Source organism: Gemmobacter fulvus (assembly GCF_018798885.1).
Classification (GTDB): Bacteria; Pseudomonadota; Alphaproteobacteria; order Rhodobacterales; family Rhodobacteraceae; genus Gemmobacter; species Gemmobacter fulvus.
Genome location: NZ_CP076363.1, coordinates 27764 through 51628, shown reverse-complemented (window position 1 = coordinate 51628; position 23865 = coordinate 27764). Strand labels below are relative to the sequence as shown.

The following is a 23865-nucleotide window of genomic DNA, read 5'->3' as shown; positions in this document are numbered from 1 at the left end:
CTCAGGCCTCCCGCGCGCGCAGCCGGATGTCGAGCGCGCGCACCAGCGCATCGCCAAACAGGTTGATCGCCACCACGGTGATCGCCACCGCAAGGCCGGGAAACAGGATGATGCCGGGCGCCTTGAACAACTGCGCGGTACCCGAGGACATCATCGCACCCCAGCTTGGCGTCGGCGGTTGCGCCCCCAGCCCGAAAAAGCCGAGCGTCGCCTCCAGAATGATCGCATCCCCAGTGGCCAGCATGCCCGCCACCAGCACCGGCACCAGCGTATTGGGGATCAGATGCCGGAACAGGATAAACCGCCCCGAAGCCCCAAGCGCGCGCGACGCCTCGATGAAGGTTTCCGATTTGATCGCAAGGATCTGCGCGCGGGCCAGCCGGGTGAACTGCGCCAGATAGGCCACCCCGATGGCCGCCATCGTGCCGGTCACACCGGGGCCGATGATCGCCACAAGGATCAGCGCGACAAGGATTTCGGGAAAGGACCATGTCAGATCGACGACGATGGTAACGGCACGGTCGAAGCGCCCGCCAAGATAGCCCGCCGCCGCGCCAAGGATCATGCCCGCCGCAACCGAAATGCCGATGGCAATGGCCGAAACCGACAGCGAGGTCCGCGCGCCATACAGCAAGCGCGTCAGCAGATCACGCCCGAATTCATCGGTGCCCAGCCAATGCGCGGCATCCGGGGGCTGAAACGCGCCCGGCAGGTTCTGCACATCGTAGTCATAGGGGGTGAGCCAAGGGGCAAAGATCGCGCCCAGCACCACCAGCAGGATCCAGCCGCCGGCAATCGCGCCCTTCGGGCTGCGCAGCGCGCGCAGGATGGGGGAAGGGGTGCCGCTCATGTCAGCGCCGCCCGGACCCGGGGGTCCATTGCCGCTTGCAGGATGTCGCCCAGCAAGGTGCCCAGCATCACCGCCATGGCAAGCATCAGCAGGCAGGCCTGAACAACAGGATAATCATGCTGGTTCAACGCCTTGATCAAGGTCGTGCCCAGACCGGGGCGGGCAAACACCACCTCGACCGTGACTGCCCCACCCAGAACCCAGCCAATGCGCAGCGCGAGGATGGTGACAACGGGCATCAGCGCATGGCGCAGCACATGGAACAGCTGGATACGCCATGGCGGCATCCCCTTGGCATGCAGCAGCATCACGAAATCCCGGCCCTGCGCCTCGATCATCGCGACCCGCGTCACCCGCGCCACCAGCGCTGTGCCGCCAAGGCCGATGGTCAGCACCGGCAGCACAAGGCTTTCCCAGCCGCGCGCGCCCGAGACCGGAAACCAGCCAAGCCAGACCGAAAACACCAGGATCATCAGCAGACCCAGCCAGAAACCGGGCATGGTGGAGCCGAGCAAGACCCCGCCCATGATCGCCTGATCCGGCCAGCGGTCCCGCTTCAGCGCCGCAATCACCCCCAGCACGATGCCGACCAGCGACGAGAACAGCAGCGCCATCCCGCCCAGCAGCAACGAATGCGGCAGCGCCTGTGCGATGATCTGCGACACCGGCCGCCGCCCGACAATCGCAGTGCCCAGATCGCCCTGCACCACCTTGCCCAGCCACAGCCCGTATTGCACGGGCAGCGGCTGATCCAGCCCATAGCGGGCCTCGATTTCGGCGCGCTGCTTGGCAGAGGCGCCGACCTTCATCAGATTGTCCACCGGATCGCCGGGGATCAGGTGGATGATCAGAAAGATCACCACCGAGACCGCCAGCGCGACCGGGATCAACGCCAGCAGGCGTTTGAGAACGTAAACCAGCATGATCCCGGCCTTGCCTCGCCCTTATTCGATCACTTCCAGGTCCATCATCGCAAGGCCCTGGAATGTCGGCACATTCAGAACCTCCGGCACTTTCAGACGGTCCTTGTTGAAGCCCACATTCGCCACCGGCTGATAGATCGGCGAGAAGGGGAACTGCGACAGCACATATTCATGGTAGGCGATGAAATTCGCCACCCGCTCTTCGCCGTTCTTGGCCCCCGTCATCGCGGCGGCGCGCAGTTCTTCGGCTTTGGGATCGTTGAACATCGAGATGTTCGGATAGCCGGCCCGGTCGGCCCCGAAGAACCAGTCGATGATATCGGCATTGTCCCAGAAATACGACCGGACTGCCGCCTGATGCACATCCTTCTTGTATTCGTCGCGGATGGTCGAGCTGTCGAAGGTGGCAATTTCGGCATCAAAGCCCACGGCCTTCAGTTGCGCTTGCACCACTTCGGTCAGGCGGCGAAAGCTGGAATCGCTCTGGGTCCACAGCGCGATTTTCAGCGGCTGGCCGTCCTTGCTACGGATGCCATCCGCGCCCTTGACCCAGCCCGCCTCGTCCAGCGCCGCATTGGCACGTTCCGGGTTGTAGCTGATCTTCAGATCGGGGTTCACATTGGCCTCGGCCAGCGCGGAAATCAGGAAGGTATCGGCGACAGCCCCGACCCCGCCATAGATATTGTCCAGAATTTCCTTCTGATTGATCGCCTTGGCCGCCGCTTCGCGCACCTTGATGTCATCGAACGGGGCCTTGGTGACATTCATCACCATATACGAGACTTCCTGCCCCGGCAGGGTCACGACGCCCAGCTGCGGTTCTTTGGCGATCTCGGTCAGGAAATCGGTCGGCACGCCCAGCAGCATGTCCACACCGCCGGTTTTCAGCTCCAGAAACGCGGTGCTGTCTTCGGGAATTTCGCGGAAGATGGCGCGTTCGAACTTGGCCGGACCCTGGTTCTGGGTCAGCGGCGTGGCCCAGGCGTAATCGTCATTGCGCACCAGCACGGTTTCCTGCCCGACGGTGAAGCTTTCCATGCGGAACGGGCCGGTGCCATAGACCTCGGTCACGCCGTAATCTTCGCCCAGTTCGGTAAAGGCCTTCGGTTCGACCACGCTCATGAAGCTGGACGACAGGTTATACAGCAGGTTCGGATCGGGGTTCTTCATCACGAACTTGACGGTCAGGTCATCGACCACTTCGACCGACGCGATGCTTTGCGTCATGTAGTTGTTTTCGGTGCCGTCAAACAGCGGGATCCAGGCCTTGACCGTTTCGGCGTTGAACGGCGCGCCATTGTGGAAGGTCACGCCTTCTTTCAGCTTGAAGGTCCAGCTCATGCCATCGGCGGCTTCTTCCCAGCTGGCGGCAAGGTGAGGGTGATAGTTGCGCTTGGCATCCATTTCCACCAGCCGGTCGAAGATCAGCGTCGTCGCGGTATTGAGGTTGGAGGCGAGGATCGGGTTGTAGGTCGGCGCGCCGACCTCGTTGGTGTTCAGCACAAACACCGCTTCCTGCGCCAGAACACCTTGCGCCGCAAACAGCGCAACGGTTGAAACCGTCGCGGCGAGCGCCTGTCTTTTCAACATATGGAACATGGGAAACTCCTCTGTGGACTTTGTTATTTGAGCGGCCCGCGCGGGTCGCCGGTATGGCCGATGAATTCGTTATAAAAGGAGGACACACGGGCCATGCGCGCCTCCACTTCCGGGCCCAGCTCGTTAAACACACCATTCACGATCAGGCCGATCAGGCTCGACATCGGTGAGGTGGCGTCCCAGAACTGGTTGAGATTGGTCTGCACGGTGAACATTTCAGTCACCGACTCGCGGCCCCAGTCGCAATAGGGATCGGTGATCAGTGTCACCGGAATCCCCATCGCGCGGGCGGTCAGCGCCAGCCTGCGGGTCAGCCGCGAATAACGCCGCCCGTCGATCAGCACGAGGCAGCTTTGCCCCGGATCGGTCAGCAGCACTTCCGCGAAATGCCCGCCTTCCAGATCGGCCATCTGCACGCCGGGGCGGATATATTGCAGCCCATGCGCCAGATAGGTGGCATGGCCACGCTCGGTCTGGAAGCCGGCGATGAACACCTGGGGCGTGCGGGCAAGCCGGGTGACAACGCGGGCAAATTCCGGCGTGGCGGCCAGTTCGTAATTCGCAACGATGGCCGCAACCTCGCGTTCCAGCGCCTGTGACATCTCGCCCAGGCCTTGCCGCGACCGCGCATTGAAGTCGCGCAGCCTGTCACCGATCAGCCAAGCCCTGTCGCCCAGATCGGCCTGCAACGAGGTTTTCAGATCCTTGAAGTGCCGGAAGCCCAAGCCCCGGCAATAACGCCCGATCGAGGCTTCGCTGACGCCGATCTTCTGCGCGGCAGAGGCGGCGGTTTCAAAAGGCAAGCTCTTGAAGTTATTGAAGAAATAGCTCGCAATGGCTTTTTCGGTCCGCGTCGCGCCATTCATGCTGTCGGCCAGACGCTGCCGGAGATCCGGGGTCGGTTGGTCAGGGGGGTCTATGCCGTCGACTCGTGTCACCCGTGCCTCCTTGCTTGCAGGAAAGCTGACTGAAAACTTTCAAACGGTCAATCTTGCAAGAAAGCTGATCTCAAAAATCTTTCAAACTGCCTGTTTTTTGTGCAAACGTGGCTTGGGGTCGTAAACACCAAGGTCGCATTGCGGCATCAGGGATCGCCGCTACACTCTGTGTGCAGAGGCGCGTAATGCGCAGAGGAGTTGAGTGATGATCCGCCATCTGACATCCGCCCTTGGTTGCCTTGTGCTGACCGCGCTTCCCGCCTTTGCCGAGGCAGAGCCGGAAGGCACCCTGAACCCCGATGAGATGAGCCTGAACCGGGTGTTGCGCGATGCCGAACAGGGCAAGACCTCGATGACCACCTGTGCCTCGGGCTATCTGATGACAAAATCCGGTCGCCACGAAGAGGCCCGCCGCCTGTTCAGGAATTGCGCCGCCGATGGCTATACCGGGGCGATGACATGGATGTCGCAGCTGGACGACAATGGCCATGGCGCGCCGATGGATCCCGATGCCGCCGCCGATTGGGACAGGCAGGCCGCCGAACTGGGCGATCCTGTCGGCATGTATAATTACGGGCTGGACATGATGCGCGGGCGCGGCGTGCGGCAGGACGAGGCGGCGGGCCGGGCACTGGTCGATCAGGCCGCCGATCTGGGCCTACCGGTGGCGCGGCGGTTGCAAGCCTCGGGTTATGACCTCGACGAGGTGACGCCCGACGCCGACAACTGGAAATACGCGCCACTGTTCTGATCGGTCGCCACGATCCGCGCCGGGGCACCCTCCAGCCGCAGGCTGCGATCTGCCAGCCGTGCGACCTCGGCGGGGGCATGGCTGACCAGAATGGTCGCCAGCGGTCGGGCCGCGCGCAACGTCTCGAACAGGATCATCATCTCATCGGCCAGCGCCGGATCCAGCGAGACAAAGGGTTCGTCCATCAACAGCACCTCCGGCTCTGCCGCAAAGGCCCGCGCCAGCGACAGCCGCCGCTGCTGCCCCAAGGACAGGGCCCCCGGATAGGCCTGCGCCTTGTCGGCCAGATCCACCGCCGACAGCGCTTTCAGCGCCGCTGCATCGCTGCACCCGGTGGTCAGCGTGATGTTGTGCAGGGCGCTGCGCCACGGCATCAGCACCGGCTCCTGAAACACCATCGCCACCCGGCCCGGCAGCACCAGGCTGCCCTGCCAGCGCCGGTGCAGCCCGGCGATCACGCGCAGCAGCGTGGTCTTGCCCACGCCCGACGGCCCGGTCAGCGCCAGGGTTTCACCCGGTGCCACGTCCAGTGCCATCGGACCAAGCACCTGCGATGCCCCGTGATGCGCCTGTTCCAACCGCAGGCAAACGGCGGCGGTCATCAGCTTTCCGGCTGCACGAAAACGCCATCGGGCAGCGCGGTCATCTCCCCGACCAGCTCGCTGCCGCCCAGCCGCGCCATCAGCGCCAGCATCCGGTCGGCGGCGGCCTCGTCCACCGGGCCGGGCGCGGGAATCCCGGCGCGGAACCCGGCCTTGAGCGCGACAAACTGCGCCTCTGACTTGGCGTTCATCAGCGGGCGCAGCGCCTCCCACGCCGCATCGTCCTGCGCCAGAACGTCCTTGGCCGCCCGGCTGGCCCGCGCCAGCCCCACCGCCAGTTCCGGCTTTTCGCGCAGCAACTCGCCGCGCATCACATAACCCAGCAAGGGCGTTTCGGGATCCAGCCCGAGCGTACCCGCCGCCTCGGCCACGGTGATCAGCGGGCGCATTCCGGCGGCTTCCATCTTGGCCCCGAAATGCCAGAAGTTGACCGCGCCATCCAGCTCGCCCCCCAACGCCGTTTCAAAGATCAGCGGCGGCGCGCCAAACACCTGTTCGGTTTCTGCGGCCAGATCGAACCCATATTCCTGTTGCGCATAGGCCCGCAGGATCAGCCAGCTTTTGTCGACCGGCCCGCCCGCCACACCGATCTTGCCGCCCTTCAGATCGGCAAGGGTTTTCACCGTGCTGCTTTCGGGCAGATGCAGCGCACCGACCGCGCGCGAATAAGGGATAAAGACGTAATCTTCGCCCTCAGCCCGCTGCCGCGCCACCCAGAGCCAGTCCGACACGATCACATCCGCCGCCCCCGCCTGAAAGGCAATCTGCGCCGCCGGACCTGCCGCCACATCCTGCACCTGAAGCGTGAAACCATTCGCCCGGTCCAGCCCCTGTGCGGTGATCGTCGCCAGTTCCCAGTTCACCGTGCCACTGATCTGCGTGGCGATGCGCAGCACGGCCTCGTCGGCGCGCAGCGGCGCGGCCGTTACGAACACAGCCGCAGCCATGCTCAAAAGACGTCCCCAGAACCCCATCATCTGCCCCTCCTGCATGGGCGCAAGCATATCAGCCCTGCCCCGTCCGACCATTCGACCAAAGACGCGAACCGCGCGCGCCGCCCTACGACCAAAGCAGGGGGGCGCTGTTGACCTGCATCAAGGCCCGCCACCGCCCCAGCGCCGAAGCTGCACCCGGAACCGCGCCACACTCGAATGGAGACGGATATGACCCTCCGATACCTGCTTGTCCCGCTTTGCCTTGCGCTGCCACTCGGCGCACCCGCCGCGCTGGCCGATACTTCGGCCTTTGATACAATCAAAATCGAGGCGGGGGCAAAGCTCTTTGATGCCGAATGTCGCCGCTGCCATGCCACGGATGCCACGCATGAAAGTTATGGCCCGAAACTGGAAGGGGTGATCGGGCGTCGCGCCGGATCGGTGGCGGATTACCCCTATTCCCCGGCGCTGCAAACGGCGGGTTTCGTCTGGACGGAACCTGCGCTGAAGGCCTGGATGGCCGACAATCAGGGCTTCGTGCCGGGCACCAAGATGCGCCATGTGGGCATCACCGATCCTGTGGTGGAAGAGTTCATCCTGGCCTATCTGCGCTCGGTTCAGGGCGGCAACTGATCTGCACAGGGCGGGCGCGGCGCAGGAGGGTGCGCCGCGTTCCGCCAAACCGCCCCACCCCGGCCCCCGTCGCGGTGATTCCGCGCGCCGCAGCCGGGCCGCTGCCCTCGGCAGATGCTGTCACTACGACCTTGGTCCGGGCCTGACAGCGACGTTTTACGACCATGGTGCAATGTTGCAAGGCCGCGTCCCGCCCGATGATGCGGCAGGGCCATGGCTTCCCGCTGGAGGGCGCGCGTCGCTGGGGTCTTCAAAAGGGACATCCAAGGGAGGAAACAGATGAACCGCTTTATCGTGGCCGTCACGGCCGCATTCATCGCCGCATCGCCGGCGATGGCTGGCGTGACGGAGGAAGATCTCGCCAATGACGCCGCATCGACAGGTGACGTGCTGACCAATGGCATGGGCCGCGACCTGCAACGGTTCAGCCCGCTGACCACCCTGAACCGCGACAATGTGAAAAACCTGCTTCCGGCCTGGGCCTTCAGCCTTGGCGGCGAAAAGCAGCGCGGCCAGGAAAGCCAGCCGATCGTGCATGACGGGGTGATGTATATCACCGGCTCGTATTCGCGGCTTTATGCGGTGGATCTGAAAACCGGCAAGGAGCTGTGGCAATATGATGCCCGCCTGCCCGAAGGCATTCTGCCCTGCTGCGACGTGATCAACCGGGGCGCGGCCATCTATGGCGACAATATCTATTTCGGCACGCTGGATGCCCGGATCGTGGCGCTGAACGCCAAGACCGGCGATGTGGTCTGGAACAAGAAGATCGCCGATTACAAGGAAGGCTACAGCTATACCGCAGCGCCGCTGATCGTGAACGGGCTGGTGATCACCGGCAATTCCGGCGGCGAATTCGGCATTGTCGGCGAAGTGCAGGCCCGTGATGCGCTGACCGGCGAAACCGTCTGGACCCGCCCGGTGATCGAAGGCCATATGGGCACGCTGAACGGCAAGGAAAGCACCATGACCGGGACGCTGAACGCGACCTGGCCGGGCGATATGTGGAAATCCGGTGGCGGCGCGACCTGGCTCGGCGGCTCCTATGACATCGAAACCAACACGCTGATCTTCGGGGCCGGCAACCCCGCGCCGTGGAACAGCCATCTGCGCAATGCAGGCACGCCGACCGAAGGCAATGTGGGCGACAACCTCTATGCCGCCTCGCGCATCGGGCTGGACCCGGCCACTGGCGAGATCAAGTGGCACTTCCAGACCACGCCGCGCGAAGGCTGGGATTATGACGGTGTGAACGAGGTTGTGTCCTTCACCGACAAGGATGGCAACAAACGCTTCGGCACCGCCGACCGGAACGGCTTTTTCTATGTGCTGAACCGCGAGGATGGCAAATTCGTCTCGGCCCATCCCTTCGTGAAAGACATCACCTGGGCCTCGGGCATCGACGAGACCGGTCGCCCGATCTACAACGAAGACAACCGCCCCGGCGATCCGTCCAAGGCCGCCGATGGCGCCAAGGGCGAAATGGTGTTCTCGTCGCCGTCCTTCCTTGGCGGCAAGAACTGGATGCCCATGGCCTATAGCCAGAACACCGGGCTGTTCTATGTGCCGTCGAACGAATGGGGCATGGACATCTGGAACGAGCCGGTGACCTACAAGAAGGGCGCCGCCTATCTGGGCTCGGGCTTCACCATCAAGCCGAATTACGAAGACCATATCGGTTCGCTCAAGGCCATTGATCCGGTCACCGGCGAATGGAAGTGGGAATACAAGAACGAAGCCCCGCTCTGGGGTGGCGTGATGACCACGGCAGGCGGTCTGGTGTTCTTCGGCACGCCGGAAGGCGAGTTCCTCGCGCTCAACGATGAAACCGGCGAGGTGCTGTGGAGCTTCCAGACCGGTTCGGGCATCGTCGGCCAGCCGGTCACCTGGGAATCCGAAGGCGAACAATATGTCTCGGTGATCTCGGGCTGGGGTGGCGCCGTGCCGCTGTGGGGCGGCGAAGTGGCCAAGAAGGTGAACTACCTCAATCAGGGCGGCACCGTCTGGACCTTCAAACTGCCCAAACAACTTGCCATGGCGAACTGACCCCCTCCGGTCAGATACCCCGCCTGCAAGAGCGCGCCATCCGAAAGGGTGGCGCGTTTTGCGTTCAGGCTGGCCGCCCCCTGCGCGCCCTTCTGACTTGCATTTTGCCCAAATACTCACCTTGCCACGGCCCGGCCAGACCCGCCGCCCGAGGTAGGCCCCGCCGTCAGCCCTTGCGGCTTTGCATCCCGCGCGCCGGATCATAACCCCAGAGCGCCGCCCCGGCGAAGATCAGCAGCGCCAGCAGCGTCCAGCCAAGGGCAGGAAGGCTGATCTGGCTATACAGCGCGAAGCGGATCAGCTCGACGGCGTGGGTGAAGGGGTTCAGCAGGCACAGATCGCGCAGACGCGGGCTGGCCTCGGCCATCTTCCACAGCGGATAAAGCGCGGAAGACAGGAAAAACATCGGGAAGATCACGAAATTCATCACACCGGCGAAATTCTCCAGCTGGCGGATGACGGAGGACAGCATCAGCCCCAGCGCGCCCAGCATCAGCCCGGCGATCAGGCAGGCCGGAATGGCCAGCAGATAGCCCTGCCAGGGCAGGGTGATGCCCCAGACCGCGGCGATGGCCAGAAACGCCGCGCATTGCAGCAAGGAGACCAGCGTTCCCGCCAGAAGCTTGGCGAACAGCAGCCACCAGCGCGGCAAGGGCGCGGTCAGCAGCAGCCGCATCGAGCCCATTTCGCGGTCATAGACCAGGCTGAGTGCGCTTTGCATGCCGTTGAACAGCAGGATCATGCCGCACAGGCCGGGCACGATATAGATCTCATAGGTGATATAGGTCTGATACGGCGGGGTGATCGACAGGCCAAGCGCGGCCCGGAACCCTGCGGCAAAGACGAACAGCCAGACCAGCGGGCGGACCAGCGCCGCGACGAAGCGCCCGCGCTGGCTGACAAAGCGCAGCGCCTCGCGGTGCAGGATGGCGCGCAGGGCCACCAGCCAGGTCATGTGTTGCCTCCGTCCGTCTGGCCTGCGCTGTCGCCCGGCGCGGTCAGGCGCAGGAACAGATCGCGCAGCGGCTCCGCTCCGCGCAGGTGTGCCGCAGGGCCATGGCACAGGATGCGGCCCTGATGCAGGATGGCAAGGCTGTCGCCGTCGCGCACCTCATCCGTCAGATGGGTGGCCCAGAGGATGCTCAGCCCCTCGGCCGCCAGATCATGCACATGATCGGTGATCGCCATGCGGGCGGCGGCATCCAGCCCGACCGTGGGTTCATCCAGCAGCAGCACGCTTGGGCGGTGGATCAGGGCGCGGGCAATCTCCATGCGGCGGCGGTGCCCGCCATTGAGGCTGCGCACCAGTTCCGCCGCGCGTTCGGCCATGCCAAGGCGCTCCAGCGCTGCCGCAGCACGGCGCTCGGCCTCGCGGCCCGACAGGCCGTGCAAGGCCGCGAAATACAGCAGGTTGCGCCGCACCGTCAGATCAAGGTCAAGGGTGGGTTGCTGAAACACCACGCCGATCTGCGCAAGGGCGGCGCGCGGGTTGCGGGCCAGATCATGGCCCGCCACGCAAATGCTGCCCTCCCGCGTGGTGAACAGCCCGGTCATCAGGCCGAACAGCGTGGATTTTCCCGCCCCGTTCGGCCCCAGCAGGGCACAGAACTGCCCCGGTTCCACCGTTACCGACACCGCGCGCAGCGCCTGTCGGCTGCCATAGCGGAAGCTGACATCACGCAGGCAGAGGCCGGGTTGCGGGGTCACTCGATGGTGATTCCCACGCGCTGGCTGTCACCGCTGGAGCCGGGCACGCGCAGTTCATAACTGCCCGGCTTGATGGCGATGAAGGAGATTTCGGCCTTGCCCTCGTCATCGAATTCCAGCGAGTCGATGCCCAGCGGCCGGATCTCGATATCGTTGATCACGATTTCATTCACCCAGACCGCGCGGAAAAAGCCCGATCCTTCCAGCGCCAGCTCGGCACTGCCATCGGATTCGATTTGCAGAATGTAATAGGTGCCGGATTTCAGCACCAGCGGCGCAGCCGAAACGGCAGAGCCCGACGCAAGTGTCAGCGGCGGCAGCTCCACCCGGTTTTCGCGCGACAACAGCCCCGCCGTCTGTGCGGTAACGGCAAGCGGCAGGATCAGCGCGGTGGCAAGGGTGATGGCAGTCAGTGCAAAGCGGGTCATTGAGATGTCCTTTCTTCAGCCCTTGGTCGGGCGCATGGCCGCACCCCAGGGGAAGCGGCCGACCTTGATGGATTTCACGGCCTCTTCCGATGCCACGTCGATCACTGTCACATCCCCCGAAACGCCGTTGGTGGTGAACAGTTTGGAATTGTCGGGCGAAAACGCCATGTGCCAGACACGCCGCCCGACAAGGATGTATTTTTCGACCGCAAGGGTGGTGGCATCGACCACGGCCACATGATTGGCCGGGCCAAGCGCGACAAAGACCTTCTTGCCATCCGGGCTGAACTTGAAGCCGACCGGCTGCACCAGATCGGCACTGACCCCGGTGATTTCAAACCGCACCTTGCCCACCTCGGCCTGATCGGCGGTGGTGAACACGGTGATGGTGCCGCCGATTTCCGAGCTGACCCAGAGCTGCGCCCCGTCGGCGGTGAATTCGGCATGGCGCGGGCGGCTGTCCACCAGCGTATTGGCAAACAGCGATTGCGTCGCCGTGTCGATCCAATGCGCCATATTGGTCGTTTCCGATGTGGTGATGGCAATCTTGCCATCGGGCGAGACGGCCATGCCTTCGGGTTCGATCCCCACATTGATCTGCGCGACAACGCTGCGGGTTTCGGTATCCACCACGGTCGTCACTGCGTCATCTTCGTTGGCGATGTAGAGATGGCGGTCATCGGGGGCCAGAACGAATTGTTCGGGGTCCTCGCCCGAGGGCAGTTCGTGCAGAATCTCGCCCGTGGCGGGATCCATCACCTGCACGGTGTCGCTGTCCGAGGCGCAGATATAAACGCGGCTGAAATCCTTGGAAAAGGTGATGCCGCGCGGGCGTTCGCCGGTTTCATAGGTGCGCGTCACCTCCAGCGTATCCACGTCGATCACGCTGACCGTATCGTCCTTTTCATTGGTGACCCAGATTTCACCGGCCTGAACCGGCAGGGCGACACTCAGCAGCAGGACGGCAAGGGTGCGGGTCATGTTATCCTCCGAAGGCGGTGCATGTGCTCTCGGGTTCGTCCATCCCGAGGCTGTCTGTTTCATTGCGTTGGTGCAAAAACCCCTCGACCGGGGCGAGTGTGACCAGCGCCCGGCCATTGGCCACGGCAATCGGCTGGCGCATCTGGCCGTTCCAGTGGCGGAAGGTCAGCGCGCGACCCTTGAAGCCATCCAGTTGGAACGTATCGGACAGCATATAGGCGCGCAGCGCGGCCGGATCGGCGCTGCCGGTGCGGGTGACGGCCTCGCCAACCGCGCGGATGGCCGACCAGGCGGCGTAATCGCGGCTTTGCATCCCGCGTTCCGCGTGGTCGCGGAAGCGGTTCTGCAATTGCACCGCCCCCCATTGTTCCAACACCGGGGTCCAGCCGAACCCCTCCAGCCCTTCCGACCCGGCAATCGGGCGCGGCAGCCAGGTGTTATGCTCTACATATCGACCGAAATCATCGGATTCATCGGCCAGCAGCAGCACGTCATGGTCAGGCAGATCCTGCGTGAAGGGCGGCAATTCGGCGGTGGCGGCGCGGCGCAGATCGGTGTCAAAGCTCCAGGTCTTTTCACCGAAGATGGTCAGGCCGAATTTGCGCGCCGATGTGCGCAGCGCCTCGGCAAAGGCGGCATCGCCGGGCTTGGGGCCGACGATCAGCGCCAGATTGCGCCACTGCTTGGCCTGCAACACCTGCATCAGCGCATCGGTGCGCGCGGCGTCTTCGGGCAGGGTGTGCAGCAGATTGGCGCGGCACTGATCCGACCGCAACGCCGCGTCACCAGAGGCCACGTTGAACAGCAGCTTGCCCTGCGCTTCGGGCAGATCGGCCACGGTGAGCACATCGGCGGCAGAGCCTTCGACCAGCACGAAGCCCGCCCCGGCCAGCGCCATGCGCGCCGCGGACGCCAGATCCTCCCCCGGGGCGACCGACACCACCTCCAGCCGGTAGTCATGCCCCAGAAAGCCGCCGGTGGTCTGATTGTCCTTCAGGGCGACTTCGGCCCCGGCCAGCCCCAGATCCTCGGGCACCGGATCAAGATTCGACAGGACTGGCGGCAGATCCACCTCTTGCCGCAGATAGAGGATCGGCACCTCCAGCGCTGTGCCCTGCCCTGCCGCCGGAACAGCAAAAAATGCCGTGGCCGCCGCCGCACAGGCGCGGAAAAAAGAGTTGTGTCGCATGAATTCGTCTCCCTTCCGGCAGGATTGACCATGGGGGGCGGGCGGGGAATACGACATTGGTCGCACCCCCTGCCCTTTTGGCACGAAAGTCCAATACCGCGCCGCCCCCGGCTTCGGTTAGCACCGGAACATGCTCAAGGGAGGACGAGCCATGACACAACATTTCCGCGGCCTTGCCGCCACATTGGCCCTCGCGGGGCTTGCGACGATGGCCTATGCGCATGGCGATGTGGCCCCGCAACCGGTGAACACCGATGCCCTGCCCGAAGTGGGGGAAGAATGGCTGATCGAAAACCCCTACCGGGCCGAAAAGGCCGGGGACGAGGTGTGGTGGACCGCCGTGACCATCGGCGACAGTGCCTATAACCAGAACTGCGCACGTTGCCACGGCCTGGGCGTGGTGTCGGGCGGGCTGGCCCCCGATCTGCGCTTTCTGGAAGCGGCGGAATATGGCGACGAATGGTATGTCGAACGCTTCCGCCATGGTTATACGCAGGATGGCACCACCAAGATGCCGGCCTTTGGCGATGTGCTGGGCCAGAAGGCGGCATGGGCGATCCGCACCTATATCGAAACCCGGCCCGAGGACGGCGCGCTGGATGCCCATACCGCACGTCTGACGGCCATCCATGATGCGCTGGCCGATGGCAGCGGCGATCAGACCGCGCTCAAGGCAGAGCTGACCACGATTGCGCTGGAGGTCAAGACCGCCTCGGGTGCGCCCGTTGCCGACAGCGCGGCGAACCGCGCGGCGCTGGCACTGGACGGCACGCCGGAAGGCGCGAAACATGCGGTTGACGCCCTGACCATCGGGCTGTCGGCGACCCATTGATCATGCGCAGACGCGCCCTTGTCACGGGGCTTGCGGCGGGGGTTCTGACCCTCGCCGCCGCACCCGTTCTTGCCCGCTGCGAAGGGGTGGTGCCGGGCCATCGCCCACAGAACACCGCGCGGGAATATGTCGGTCAGACGCTGGACGAGATTGTGGAACGCGGCTTTCTGACCATCGCGGTCTACGAGGATTTCCCCCCCTACAGCTGGCTGGACGGCGATCAGCCCAAAGGGGTGGATATTGAACTGGGCCGGATTCTGGCCGAAAGCCTGGGGGTGGAGCCGCGCTTTACCTTCGTGCAGGCGGGCGAGAATCTGCAGACCGATCTGATGTCCTATGTCTGGCGCGGCACGGTTCTGGCAGAGCCGGTGATGAATGTGATGCTGCGCGTGCCCTATAACAGCGCGTTCACCTGTCTGGTCGAACAGGTGGTGTTCACCGGGCAATATGCGAAGGAAGAAATCGCCATCGCCTATCGGACCGAAGCCTATCCCGATGCCGTGCCCTCGGCCGAGGCCCGGCACGAAGGCGCGCCGGTGCCTGCGTTTTTCCGGTTTGATACCGTGGCGGTGGAAAACGATTCGATTGCCGATTTCTATCTGACGGCCTTTCCGGGCGGGCAGATCGGCCCGAACATCCGCCGCTTTCCCAGCATGGCAAAAGGCATGGCCGCGCTTGCCGCCGCCGAGGTGATGGCCGCGATGGGGCCGCGCGCGCAGTTGCAGCATGGCGCGGGGCCGGGTGTCGCGGTGCATCAGCCGCCGCTGCCGGGGTTTGCGCTTGGCAGTTGGACTGTGGGCATCGCCGTGCATCACAGCCACCGCGATCTGGCCTATGCGCTGGATGATGCCGTGGTGGCGGCGCTGGCCGATGGGCGAATGGCGCAGGCCTATGCCAGCTATGGCCTCAGCTTCACGCCGCCAGAGCGATAGGCGCGGCTAGACCCGCTGCAAATCGCCCGCGCCGTCGATCAGCGTCACCCGCCGCAGCGCGGGCAGGCGCGATTTCAGCGCAGCAATCTGCGCCCGGTCGGCAAAGACCAGCGCGGTCGACAGGCCATCGGCCAGTGCAGCGCTGTCTGCCTCGACCGCAACGGTGGACCAGCGCGGCGGCTGGCCCTGCGGATGCAGAATATGCCCCTGCCCGCCGATCTGCATCGCCTGCGGCGACGAAACGGCCAGCGCCCCCTGCGTCAGCACGCTTTCCGCCAGCATCCCGGCCACGGGATCGGCGATGCCCAGCCGGAACGGCCCGCCAAGTGCCGCATATTCCCCGATATTCACCAGCGCCGAGGTGAAACCATGCGCCGCCAGATGGTCGCGCACCAGATCCGTCGCATGGCCCTGGGCCAGCCCGTTGAAGGTCAGCGCCTGACCGGGGTCCAGACGGATCTCGGCACCCAGCCGCACACGGCCCCAACCGATCCCAGCCCGCGCAACCGCCACATCCCCGCCCGTCGCCAGCGCCTGCCACAGCGGCTGCACCGTGGGGTCGAACAGCCCATCGGTCAGCCGGTGCAGATCATCGGCCATCGCGACGAGATCCGCAAAACCGGGCGACGGGATCACCCGCCCCTCGGTATTCAGCCGGGTCAGCTCTGACGGGCGATACAGGCTGCACCACGCCTCCACGCGTGCCAACAGCGCGGGCAGACCGGCCAGCGCCGCCTCGGCCCTGCGTCTGTCACCCGTTAACCGCAGTTCGGCATCCGCGCCAAGCGCGACACCTTGCCAGACCAGTTCGGCCCGCGCGGTGCCGGGCACGGCGAGACTCGCCGCCACGATCTGCAAAAAGCGCCGCCGCCTCATTTCGCTGCTGCACGCATCGGGCGGCCTTTCGCGGCAAGGATCAACGGCACGCATTGCGCCGCGTCATTATGGATGGTCACACAATCAAGGCATTGGAAACATTCGGAATAGCTGATCTGCCCCGAGGGTTTGATCGCCCCGTATTTGCAGCGGACCCGGCACAACTGGCAGGGGGATCCACATTCCTTCCGCCGGGCAATCCAGTCGCGCCCGCGCAGCAGACCGCCAATCGCCATCAGCGCACCCAAGGGGCAGACGTAACGGCAGAACCCCTTGAACGTGACCATGCCAAGCAGCAGCCAACCCGCCGCATAGGCCACAAAAACCCAGTCGCGCAGGAAAAACGTGGTGATGGCAGTCTTGAACGGCTCCACCTCCACCACCGTATCCACCTGATCCGGCGCGACGAACACCGTCAGCACCAGCCCGGCCAGCAGCAGATATTTCAACCCCTTCAGCCGGGCATCCCACAGCGGCGGCGGATCCCATTGCGGCAGGCGCAGCAGCCGTCCCAGATGATGCGCGAATTCCTGCAAGGCCCCGAACGGGCACAGCCAACCGCAGAACAATCCGCGCCCCCACAGAACAAACCCCAGAATCGTGGCGGCCCAGATCAGCAGCGAAACCGGATCATACAGCAGATAGGCGAAGCTACCGCCCTCCCATGCCGTGCGCAGAACGGCCAGCGGGGTCACGATCGACAATTGCCCCTGCCCCCACCAGCCGACAAATCCGGTGACAATGGCGAGGATGGCCAGCCTGATCGCCGTGAAATGTCGCGCCGCCGCCAGCCTGTCCATGCCGGGGCCAAGCAACAGCAGCAGGGCTGGCAGCGCGATGGCCAGAACCATCAGATCGGTCTGGCGGTTGCGGATCGCCTCGCGCCATGGCGGCAACACCTCGACCACCCCGGCGCGGGCATAAAAGCGCTCCGGCGTGGCATGGGTCAGTGTGAAGGTGGCAGAGCCGACCTCGGGCTGGAACATGCCATGTTCGCGCACCGCCTTCACCTGCAACAGCCAGTCGCGTGCCGGATCAAACCCCAACCGCCGGTCGGTGCGCAGGATCATCGCCGTGCCTTCGGGCACATCGGGGCGGGTGCCAAAGATCATGTCGGCATCGCGCAGGGCGATTGGCAGCCCGTCCTGTTCCGCCCCCAGCAGATCGGGCGCGGTATTGCGCACGAAATCGGCACTCACCAGACCATGCCGCCCGGCGTCGATCAGCAGGAACGGCTCATCAAAGCTGGACACCGCCATGAACCGTTGCAGATCGGCAAAGGCCTCGTCATCGAGCACGGCGCGGGCGATGCTGGGCGGGCCGATGTCAACCAGCCAGAGGTCGAGATACACGCCGTCAGGATCGGCCTGCGCCTCGGCGTCGTCATCGGCCCAGACCGTGCCCGCAAAGGCCTGATCCAACTCGGCATTGCTTACCCGCAGATTGCGGGCAATGCCCTGATCCACCAGCGCCTGCCAGTCCAGCGGCTCGTCATGTGCCGGGTCGGGATGGGCGGGCGGCGCGCTTTGAATCCCCTGCATTTTCTCGCGCGCCACTTGCAGCGTGGCGGCAAGGATCGATTCATGGGCGATGCGTACCGAGGCGGTGGCCTTGGCCACGCCTTCCAGATACACCAGACCCGAGCCTGCCCCGCCATCGCCATACGGCGTGCCCACCACCATCGGAGTGTTGATTGATTGGCCGCGATACTGTTCCATGAACTTGCGGAACGGCGCTTCCCCAAGGCCCGACACGAAGATCGGTTCGTTATGCGCGATCAGCCGCACATCCAGAAACCGGCCATCCAGATCCAGCATCACCAGCATGTTGATCGGGGCGCCGGAAAAGCCGGGCAGCGGCGCCATCGGCGCGGTTTCAAACACATAACCCGCCTCGGCACCGCCCGAGTTGCGCAGGCTCCACACGCCCTTGTCATTCACCGGCTCGCCAAGCGCATAGGGCGGGATGATGAACGGCTCGATCTCGGCGCGTGTCAAAGTCTCCGCCGAAACGGTAAGGGCTTGCACCAGCCAGAACAGAAGGACCAGAATATGACGCATGGGGGCAAGCTATGCCCCGCCTGCCCTGTCCTGCCATTGGACCAAGGTCGCAGCGTCGCAGCACAGCCCCATGTCATATCGTGATCCGATGATACCCCGCGCCCCATTGCCCGACCGCCTGATCCTCGCCCTGTCGCTGGCGGGGTTTGTGGCATTCTGGTGGTGGCTGGCCTTGTTGCGCGCGGATCCGCGCATCCTGCCCGCCCCGGCCGAGGTTCTGGCGGTGGTCTGGGCCGAAGCCATATCGGGGCGGCTCTGGCAGCACATGGCCGCCACGCTGGCGCGGGTGGCAGTGGCCTTCACGCTGGCGATGGCTCTGGGCAGTGTGATGGGCGTGGCGCTGGGGCGGATGCCGCGGCTGAACCGCTGGCTTGACCCCTGGGTCACGATCTTTCTGAACCTGCCTGCCCTGGTGGTGATCGTGCTGTGTTACCTGTGGATCGGGCTGAACGAGGTGGCGGCGATTGCCGCTGTCACCCTGAACAAGACCGCGATGGTGCTGGTGACGCTGCGCGAAGGCGCGCGCACGCTGTCACCCGATCTGGCCGATATGGCGCGGGTGTTCCGCCTGTCACCCATGGCCCGGTTGCGCCATATCCTGCTGCCGCAACTCGCCCCTTACCTGACCGCAAGTGCCCGAACCGGGCTGGCGATCATCTGGAAAATCGTGCTGGTGGTCGAGTTTCTGGGCCGGTCCTCGGGCGTGGGCTTCCAGATCCATCTGAAATTCCAGCTGTTCGATATTGCCGGAGTGCTGGCTTATGCGCTCAGCTTTGTCGCGGTGATGCTGGCGCTCGACTATCTGGTGATTCAGCCGCTGGAACGGCGGGCAACGCAGTGGCGGCAGGGCTGACCCGCCGCCACTGCTTATCAGCTCAGGCGACGATCTTCTGCGGCCGGGTCAGCTCTTCCGGGCGCAGGATCGCATCCAGCCGCGCCTTCGGCAGCAGGCCCTTTTCCAGCACCAGCTCATAGACACCGCGCCCGGTGTGATGCGCCTCAAGCGCCACTTCGGTGGCATTGGCATAACCGATATAGGGGTTCAGCGCCGTGACAATGCCGATCGAGGTTTCCACACTCAGCCGCAGCTTTTCGCGGTTGGCGGTGATGCCGCGGATGCAGTGATCCTCCAGCGTGTTGCAGGCCGCCGTCAGATGCGAGACGGACCGGAACAGGCTGTAGGCGATGATCGGCTCGAACGCGTTCAGCTGCAATTGCCCGGCTTCGGCGGCAAAGCTGATGGTCACATCATTGCCGATCACCTCGAACGCCACCTGATTGACCACCTCGGGGATCACCGGGTTGACCTTGCCCGGCATGATCGAACTGCCGGCCTGCCGCGCGGGCAGGTTGATCTCGGCAAAGCCGGCGCGGGGGCCAGAGGACAGCAGCCGCAGATCGTTGCAGGTTTTCGACAGTTTCACCGCGACCCGCTTCAACACGCCCGAAACCTGCACGAAAGCCCCGCAATCCTGCGTCGCCTCCACCAGATCGGCGGCAGTCACCACCGGCACGCCGGTCACTTCGGCCAGACGGGCACAGACCCGTGCGGCATAATCGGGATGCGCGGTGATGCCGGTGCCGATGGCGGTGGCGCCAAGGTTGATTTCAAGAATCAGCTGCGCCGCCTCGGCCAGCCGCAATTCATCTTCGCCCAGCATGATGGCAAAGGCGTTGAATTCCTGCCCCAGCGTCATCGGCACCGCTTCCTGCAACTGCGTGCGGCCCATTTTCAGCACATCGGCAAATTCCACCGCCTTTTCGGCAAAGGCCCCGCGCAGGGTGCCCATGGCGAGGATCAGCCGGTGAATGCCGAACCATGCCGCCAGTTTCAGCGCGGTGGGATAGACATCATTGGTGCTTTGGCTTTGGTTCACATGCTCGTTCGGGTGCAGATGGGCATATTCACCCTTGTGATAGCCCATGATTTCTAGCGCGCGGTTTGCGATCACCTCGTTGGCGTTCATGTTGGTCGAAGTGCCCGCCCCGCCCTGAATCTGATCGACCACGAATTGATCATGCAGCTTGCCTGCGCGGATTTCCTCGCAGGCGGCCACAATGGCGTCACGGCGGGCCGGTTTCAGCAGGCCCAGATCGGCATTGGCCAGCGCCGCCGCCTGTTTGATGCAGGCCAGCGCCACCACCAGATCGGGAACCTGCCCGATGGTCTGCCCCGAGATCGGGAAGTTCTCGACTGCGCGCAGCGTATGCACGCCCCAATAGGCCTTGGCAGGCACGTTACGGTCGCCCAGAAGATCATGTTCGCTGCGGGTTTTGGTCATGCTGTCCTCGGGCATGGGGCAGCACACCGCCAAAAGCGGGCCTGGGCCATGCAGGTTTGGAATGGGGTCAATCGGTGCGCAACTGGCTGTTTTTGCCGGTCTGGGCGGGATTTACGCCTGTGCCGCTGCCAAATCCAATGCCAATAACGCGAGGGTTATTCCGATTGTGCATAACCTTCGGCCAACCGCTCAGCCGCCTGCCAGACCCGCGCCGTCAGGGTGCGCGCACGGGTGGCATTGCGATAGAGCCGGATCTCCATCGGCAGTTCGGGCGCAACCACCTCCAGCCGCCCGGCGGCGATGTCGAGCGCGATGAGGCTGCGCGGCAGCCAGACCACGCCATGCCCCTCCACCGCCATCGACTTCATCGCCTCGGCCATCGACGCTTCATTCGTATGCGCCACATAGACCTTCGGCGCGCCGGGTTGCGCCTGTGCGATCCCGGCCAGCGTGCCAAGGAACGAGCCGCGCGAATATTGCAGCAAGGGCATTCCGTCCTGCACCCAATCTTCGGGCCAGCCGGGGCGGGCAACGGCGGCAAGGCTGTCCTGCCCGATCACCAGATGCGGATAGGCCTCCGGCTCCAGCGGAAAGCGCACGCGCGGATGATGGTAGGTCAGGAAAAAGTCATAACCGCCCTCGGTCAGCGCGGTGATACATTGATCGAAGTTTTCGGGTTTCACCCGGCTCGCCACCGGGCCGATGGCGCCGCGCAGCCGCGTCAGCCAGCCGGGCAGAAAGGTCACCGTCAGGCTGTGCAGCGCCACAAGTGACACCACCGGCCCGCCGCCCCGCGCATGTTGGCGAAACTCGGCGCGGCGTGCATGGATCATGCGCACCGCCTCTTCGGCCGTTTCGCGGAACAGCTTGCCTTCGGGCGTCAGCGTGATCGGATAGCTTTCGCGGTTGAGCAGCTCTGCCCCCAACCAATCTTCCAGCGCACGAATCCGGCGGCTGAATGCTGATTGCGTCACGCCGCGCAATTCCGCCGCGCGCGAAAAGCTGTGCGTTTCGGCCAGGCTCAGGAAATCTTCAAGCCATTTGAAATCCACGGCACGCCCCTTTTGAGACAGCCTAACCCAGACGGGCAAAGGCCGCCATCACCGCCCGTTCGGATTTGCTCAGATAATCATCCAGCATTGTGGCAGCAGCAGGGGCATCGCCCGCTTCCAGCCGCGCCAGAATCTGCGCATTCATGCTGATATACGGGCTGTGCAGCAGTTCCGGGCTGTCGAGCAGGCCAAAGGCCAGCCGCAGTTCGGCAATGATATGGGCAAAAAACGCAATCAGGCGCGGGCTGTCGGTCAGGGCGACGATGGCGGCGTGAAACTCCATATTCGCGCTGCCGATGGCCCGCCAGTCCTGCGCCGGAAGCATTGCCTCGGCCCGGTCCACCGCCGCGCGCATCCGGACGACGGCGGCATGGCGGGGCCAGGCCTGCGCAAGGGCGGGCACTTCGATCAGCCGCCGCACGCGGTAGATATCAAGGATCGAGGCCATCGAGGGCACCGCCACGAACACGCCCCGGTTGGGTTCGTGTTTCAGCAGGCCTTCGCGGGTCAGCAGGCGGAACACCTCGCGCAGCGTGTTGCGCGAAATATCCAGATCGGTCGCCAGCTTTGCCTCGGACAGCCGCTGGCCGGGGGTCAGCACCCCGCTGATGACCTGATCCCGCAGCCGCATCGCCACCTGTTCGGCAAGGCTCGGGGGCAGATCGCGGTCATCGGCCATCGTGAAAATCCTTGTCACCCAATTCTGCGGATCATGTCGCACCCGCAGCACCGGCACAAGGCACCGGCTGGGGACCCTGCATGATTCGGGACAATTTTCGCTCGGTCATGGTGCAGATCCTGCCGAAACACTGAGCAGATGCGCTGAGTCTGTCCGATCCTGCATCAAGTTTGGTCAAGGAGTTAGATAAATTGTTCAACAATAATGACTCTACTGTCAGATAATTGTTGACGCATTGCCATGTGTTATTCACAGTTCCGGTATTCCATCCACGCCCTCCCCCTATGCAGCAGGAACATGACTGATGAGCGATACCCCGCCAACCAGCCCATCCGCCGCGAAGGCCGCCCTGCGCGGATCCTTCATGGCGGCGATCTTTCTGATGGCCACATCGGCCATCGGCCCCGGCTTCATCACCCAGACGGCGACATTCACCGCGAAGCTCGGCGCCTCGTTCGCCTTTGCGATCCTCGCCTCGATCCTGATCGACTTCGTGGTGCAGCTGAACATCTGGCGCATCACCGCGTTGACCGGGCGGCGGGCATCGGAAACTGCAAACATGGCGATCCCCGGCGCGGGCTATCTGCTGGCGGTGCTGGTCATCATCGGCGGGCTGGCGTTCAACGTCGGCAATATCGCCGGGGCCGGTCTGGGCCTGAATGCGATGCTGGGGCTGGATCCGAAGATCGGCGGCGGGCTGTCGGCCTTGCTTGCGATTGCGATCTTCCTGTCGAAACGCGCCGGGCTGCTGCTGGATCAGATGATCATCGGCCTTGGCGTGGTGATGATCCTGCTGACGGTGTTTGTGGCCGTCGTCTCCAACCCGCCGGTGGGCGAGGCACTGCGGCAGGCCATCCTGCCCGACACCATTGATTTCGCCACCATCACCACCATCGTCGGCGGCACCGTGGGCGGCTATATCACCTATTCCGGCGCGCACCGCCTGCTGGACAAGGGCCTGACCGGCGAACACAATTTGGCAGCGGTCAGCCGCGCCGCTCTGACCGGCATCGCCGTAACAGGGCTGATGCGCTTTGTGCTGTTCCTGGCCATTCTGGGCGTTGTCGCCTCGGGCGTCACGCTGGATCTGTCCAGCCAGGCGGCCAATCCGGCGGCGCAGGCCTTTGCCGCTGCGGCAGGTGATTGGGGGATGCGGGTGTTCGGTCTGGTACTCTGGGCGGCGGCGATCACCTCGGTGATCGGGGCGGCCTATACCTCGGTCAGCTTCCTGACGGTGTTCCGCCCGATGGATGACCGCGCCCGCAACATCGCAACCGTGATCTTCATCACCGTGTCACTGGTGGTTTACCTGTCGCTGGGCACCGCACCCGCCGCCATTCTGGTGTTCGTCGGTGGTTTCAACGGCCTGATCCTGCCGATCGGTCTGACCATCTTCACCTATGTGGGCTTTGCACGCGCCGATCTGATGGGCGGGCATCGCTACAACCGCCCGCTGCTGATCCTCAGCGCAATTGTCTGTGCGCTGACCTGGTATATGGGCTTCAAGTCCATCGGCCCGATCTTTGCCTTCCTCGGCGCGTGATCCCTGACTGATCGGGCTGGCCCCACG

At 64.3% G+C, this 23865-nt stretch carries 23 protein-coding genes; 7 read left to right on the top strand and 16 right to left on the bottom strand.

The genetic code is table 11. The features are described 5' to 3' along the window. Position 1 precedes the first annotated feature (1 nt). The 4 genes from KM031_RS18745 to KM031_RS18730 are packed head-to-tail and all read right to left on the bottom strand — an operon-like array spanning position 2 to position 4310. The gene (locus KM031_RS18745; RefSeq protein WP_215505673.1) at positions 2-850 is read right to left on the bottom strand and encodes an ABC transporter permease; all 849 of its coding nucleotides are present in this window, start codon (positions 848-850) and stop codon (positions 2-4) included. Then, positions 847-1773, bottom strand: a complete 927-nt coding sequence (locus KM031_RS18740) for an ABC transporter permease (RefSeq protein ID WP_215505672.1) — start codon at positions 1771-1773, stop codon at positions 847-849. The genes KM031_RS18745 and KM031_RS18740 overlap by 4 nt, the downstream gene beginning before the upstream one ends. A gap of 21 nt (positions 1774-1794) precedes the next feature. Continuing rightward, positions 1795-3372, bottom strand: a complete 1578-nt coding sequence (locus KM031_RS18735; RefSeq protein ID WP_215505671.1) for an ABC transporter substrate-binding protein — start codon at positions 3370-3372, stop codon at positions 1795-1797. A gap of 23 nt (positions 3373-3395) precedes the next feature. After that, positions 3396-4310: a MurR/RpiR family transcriptional regulator gene (locus tag KM031_RS18730; RefSeq protein WP_260692198.1), complete on the bottom strand. Its 915-nt coding sequence runs from the start codon at positions 4308-4310 to the stop codon at positions 3396-3398. A 205-nt stretch (positions 4311-4515) separates the two neighbouring features. Here KM031_RS18730 and KM031_RS18725 point away from each other — a divergent pair, with 205 nt between their 5' ends. After that, positions 4516-5061, top strand: coding sequence for a tetratricopeptide repeat protein (locus tag KM031_RS18725; protein ID WP_215505670.1), 546 nt, complete (start codon positions 4516-4518; stop codon positions 5059-5061). Here KM031_RS18725 and KM031_RS18720 read toward each other — a convergent pair. Continuing rightward, complete coding sequence (locus tag KM031_RS18720) at positions 5001-5663, bottom strand: ABC transporter ATP-binding protein (protein WP_215505669.1); 663 nt, start codon at positions 5661-5663, stop codon at positions 5001-5003. The two genes, KM031_RS18725 and KM031_RS18720, sit on opposite strands and share 61 nt — an antisense overlap. Continuing rightward, positions 5663-6640: an ABC transporter substrate-binding protein gene (locus tag KM031_RS18715; protein ID WP_215505668.1), complete on the bottom strand. Its 978-nt coding sequence runs from the start codon at positions 6638-6640 to the stop codon at positions 5663-5665. Before KM031_RS18715 ends, KM031_RS18720 begins: the two co-directional genes overlap by 1 nt. Positions 6641-6826: 186 nt before the next feature. Between KM031_RS18715 and KM031_RS18710 the strand changes: the two genes are divergently transcribed. Both KM031_RS18710 and KM031_RS18705 read left to right on the top strand, forming a co-directional pair. Further along, positions 6827-7231, top strand: coding sequence for a c-type cytochrome (locus tag KM031_RS18710; protein WP_215505667.1), 405 nt, complete (start codon positions 6827-6829; stop codon positions 7229-7231). A 279-nt stretch (positions 7232-7510) separates the two neighbouring features. Then, a complete protein-coding gene (locus KM031_RS18705) occupies positions 7511-9277 on the top strand; it encodes a PQQ-dependent methanol/ethanol family dehydrogenase (protein ID WP_215505666.1) in 1767 nt (588 codons plus the stop codon). Between the two features lie 166 nt (positions 9278-9443). On the opposite strand, the gene KM031_RS18700 is transcribed toward KM031_RS18705, so the two are convergent. Genes KM031_RS18700 through KM031_RS18680 form a run of 5 tightly spaced genes read right to left on the bottom strand, consistent with a single transcriptional unit; the run spans position 9444 to position 13582 of the window. Then, the gene (locus tag KM031_RS18700; protein WP_215505665.1) at positions 9444-10232 is read right to left on the bottom strand and encodes a lanthanide ABC transporter permease protein PedC; all 789 of its coding nucleotides are present in this window, start codon (positions 10230-10232) and stop codon (positions 9444-9446) included. After that, on the bottom strand, positions 10229-10984 hold the full coding sequence (locus KM031_RS18695) for a lanthanide ABC transporter ATP-binding protein PedB/LutE (RefSeq protein ID WP_215505664.1): 756 nt from the start codon (positions 10982-10984) through the stop codon (positions 10229-10231). Before KM031_RS18695 ends, KM031_RS18700 begins: the two co-directional genes overlap by 4 nt. Continuing rightward, positions 10981-11412, bottom strand: a complete 432-nt coding sequence (locus KM031_RS18690; RefSeq protein WP_215505663.1) for a cupredoxin domain-containing protein — start codon at positions 11410-11412, stop codon at positions 10981-10983. The genes KM031_RS18695 and KM031_RS18690 overlap by 4 nt, the downstream gene beginning before the upstream one ends. 15 nt (positions 11413-11427) lie before the next feature. Next, on the bottom strand, positions 11428-12393 hold the full coding sequence (locus tag KM031_RS18685) for a YVTN family beta-propeller repeat protein (protein ID WP_215505662.1): 966 nt from the start codon (positions 12391-12393) through the stop codon (positions 11428-11430). A 1-nt stretch (position 12394) separates the two neighbouring features. Continuing rightward, positions 12395-13582 (bottom strand): lanthanide ABC transporter ABC transporter substrate-binding protein PedA1, encoded by a 1188-nt coding sequence (locus KM031_RS18680; RefSeq protein WP_215505661.1) that lies wholly within the window; start codon positions 13580-13582, stop codon positions 12395-12397. 151 nt (positions 13583-13733) lie between these two features. On the opposite strand from KM031_RS18680, the gene pedF reads away from it, so the two are divergent. Further along, on the top strand, positions 13734-14414 hold the full coding sequence (gene pedF, locus KM031_RS18675; RefSeq protein WP_215505660.1) for a cytochrome c-550 PedF: 681 nt from the start codon (positions 13734-13736) through the stop codon (positions 14412-14414). A gap of 2 nt (positions 14415-14416) precedes the next feature. Further along, complete coding sequence (locus tag KM031_RS18670; protein WP_215505659.1) at positions 14417-15346, top strand: transporter substrate-binding domain-containing protein; 930 nt, start codon at positions 14417-14419, stop codon at positions 15344-15346. Positions 15347-15352: 6 nt separating this feature from the next. On the opposite strand, the gene KM031_RS18665 is transcribed toward KM031_RS18670, so the two are convergent. Together KM031_RS18665 and KM031_RS18660 are read right to left on the bottom strand one after the other, a co-directional pair. Further along, positions 15353-16222, bottom strand: a complete 870-nt coding sequence (locus KM031_RS18665; RefSeq protein ID WP_215505658.1) for an FAD:protein FMN transferase — start codon at positions 16220-16222, stop codon at positions 15353-15355. Continuing rightward, positions 16219-18282 (bottom strand): 4Fe-4S binding protein, encoded by a 2064-nt coding sequence (locus KM031_RS18660; protein ID WP_215505657.1) that lies wholly within the window; start codon positions 18280-18282, stop codon positions 16219-16221. Before KM031_RS18660 ends, KM031_RS18665 begins: the two co-directional genes overlap by 4 nt. 70 nt (positions 18283-18352) lie before the next feature. Here KM031_RS18660 and KM031_RS18655 point away from each other — a divergent pair, with 70 nt between their 5' ends. After that, a complete protein-coding gene (locus KM031_RS18655) occupies positions 18353-19135 on the top strand; it encodes an ABC transporter permease (RefSeq protein ID WP_246567109.1) in 783 nt (260 codons plus the stop codon). Between the two features lie 22 nt (positions 19136-19157). Here the strand turns inward: KM031_RS18655 and aspA are convergent, their stop codons facing one another. From aspA to KM031_RS18640, 3 genes are all read right to left on the bottom strand, one after another. Then, on the bottom strand, positions 19158-20564 hold the full coding sequence (gene aspA / locus KM031_RS18650; protein ID WP_246567108.1) for an aspartate ammonia-lyase: 1407 nt from the start codon (positions 20562-20564) through the stop codon (positions 19158-19160). A 155-nt stretch (positions 20565-20719) separates the two neighbouring features. Next, positions 20720-21616 (bottom strand): LysR family transcriptional regulator, encoded by an 897-nt coding sequence (locus KM031_RS18645; RefSeq protein WP_215505655.1) that lies wholly within the window; start codon positions 21614-21616, stop codon positions 20720-20722. Positions 21617-21638: 22 nt separating this feature from the next. After that, the gene (locus KM031_RS18640) at positions 21639-22295 is read right to left on the bottom strand and encodes a GntR family transcriptional regulator (RefSeq protein WP_215505654.1); all 657 of its coding nucleotides are present in this window, start codon (positions 22293-22295) and stop codon (positions 21639-21641) included. A 304-nt stretch (positions 22296-22599) separates the two neighbouring features. On the opposite strand from KM031_RS18640, the gene KM031_RS18635 reads away from it, so the two are divergent. Beyond that, on the top strand, positions 22600-23838 hold the full coding sequence (locus tag KM031_RS18635; protein ID WP_215505653.1) for an NRAMP family divalent metal transporter: 1239 nt from the start codon (positions 22600-22602) through the stop codon (positions 23836-23838). Positions 23839-23865 lie beyond the last annotated feature (27 nt).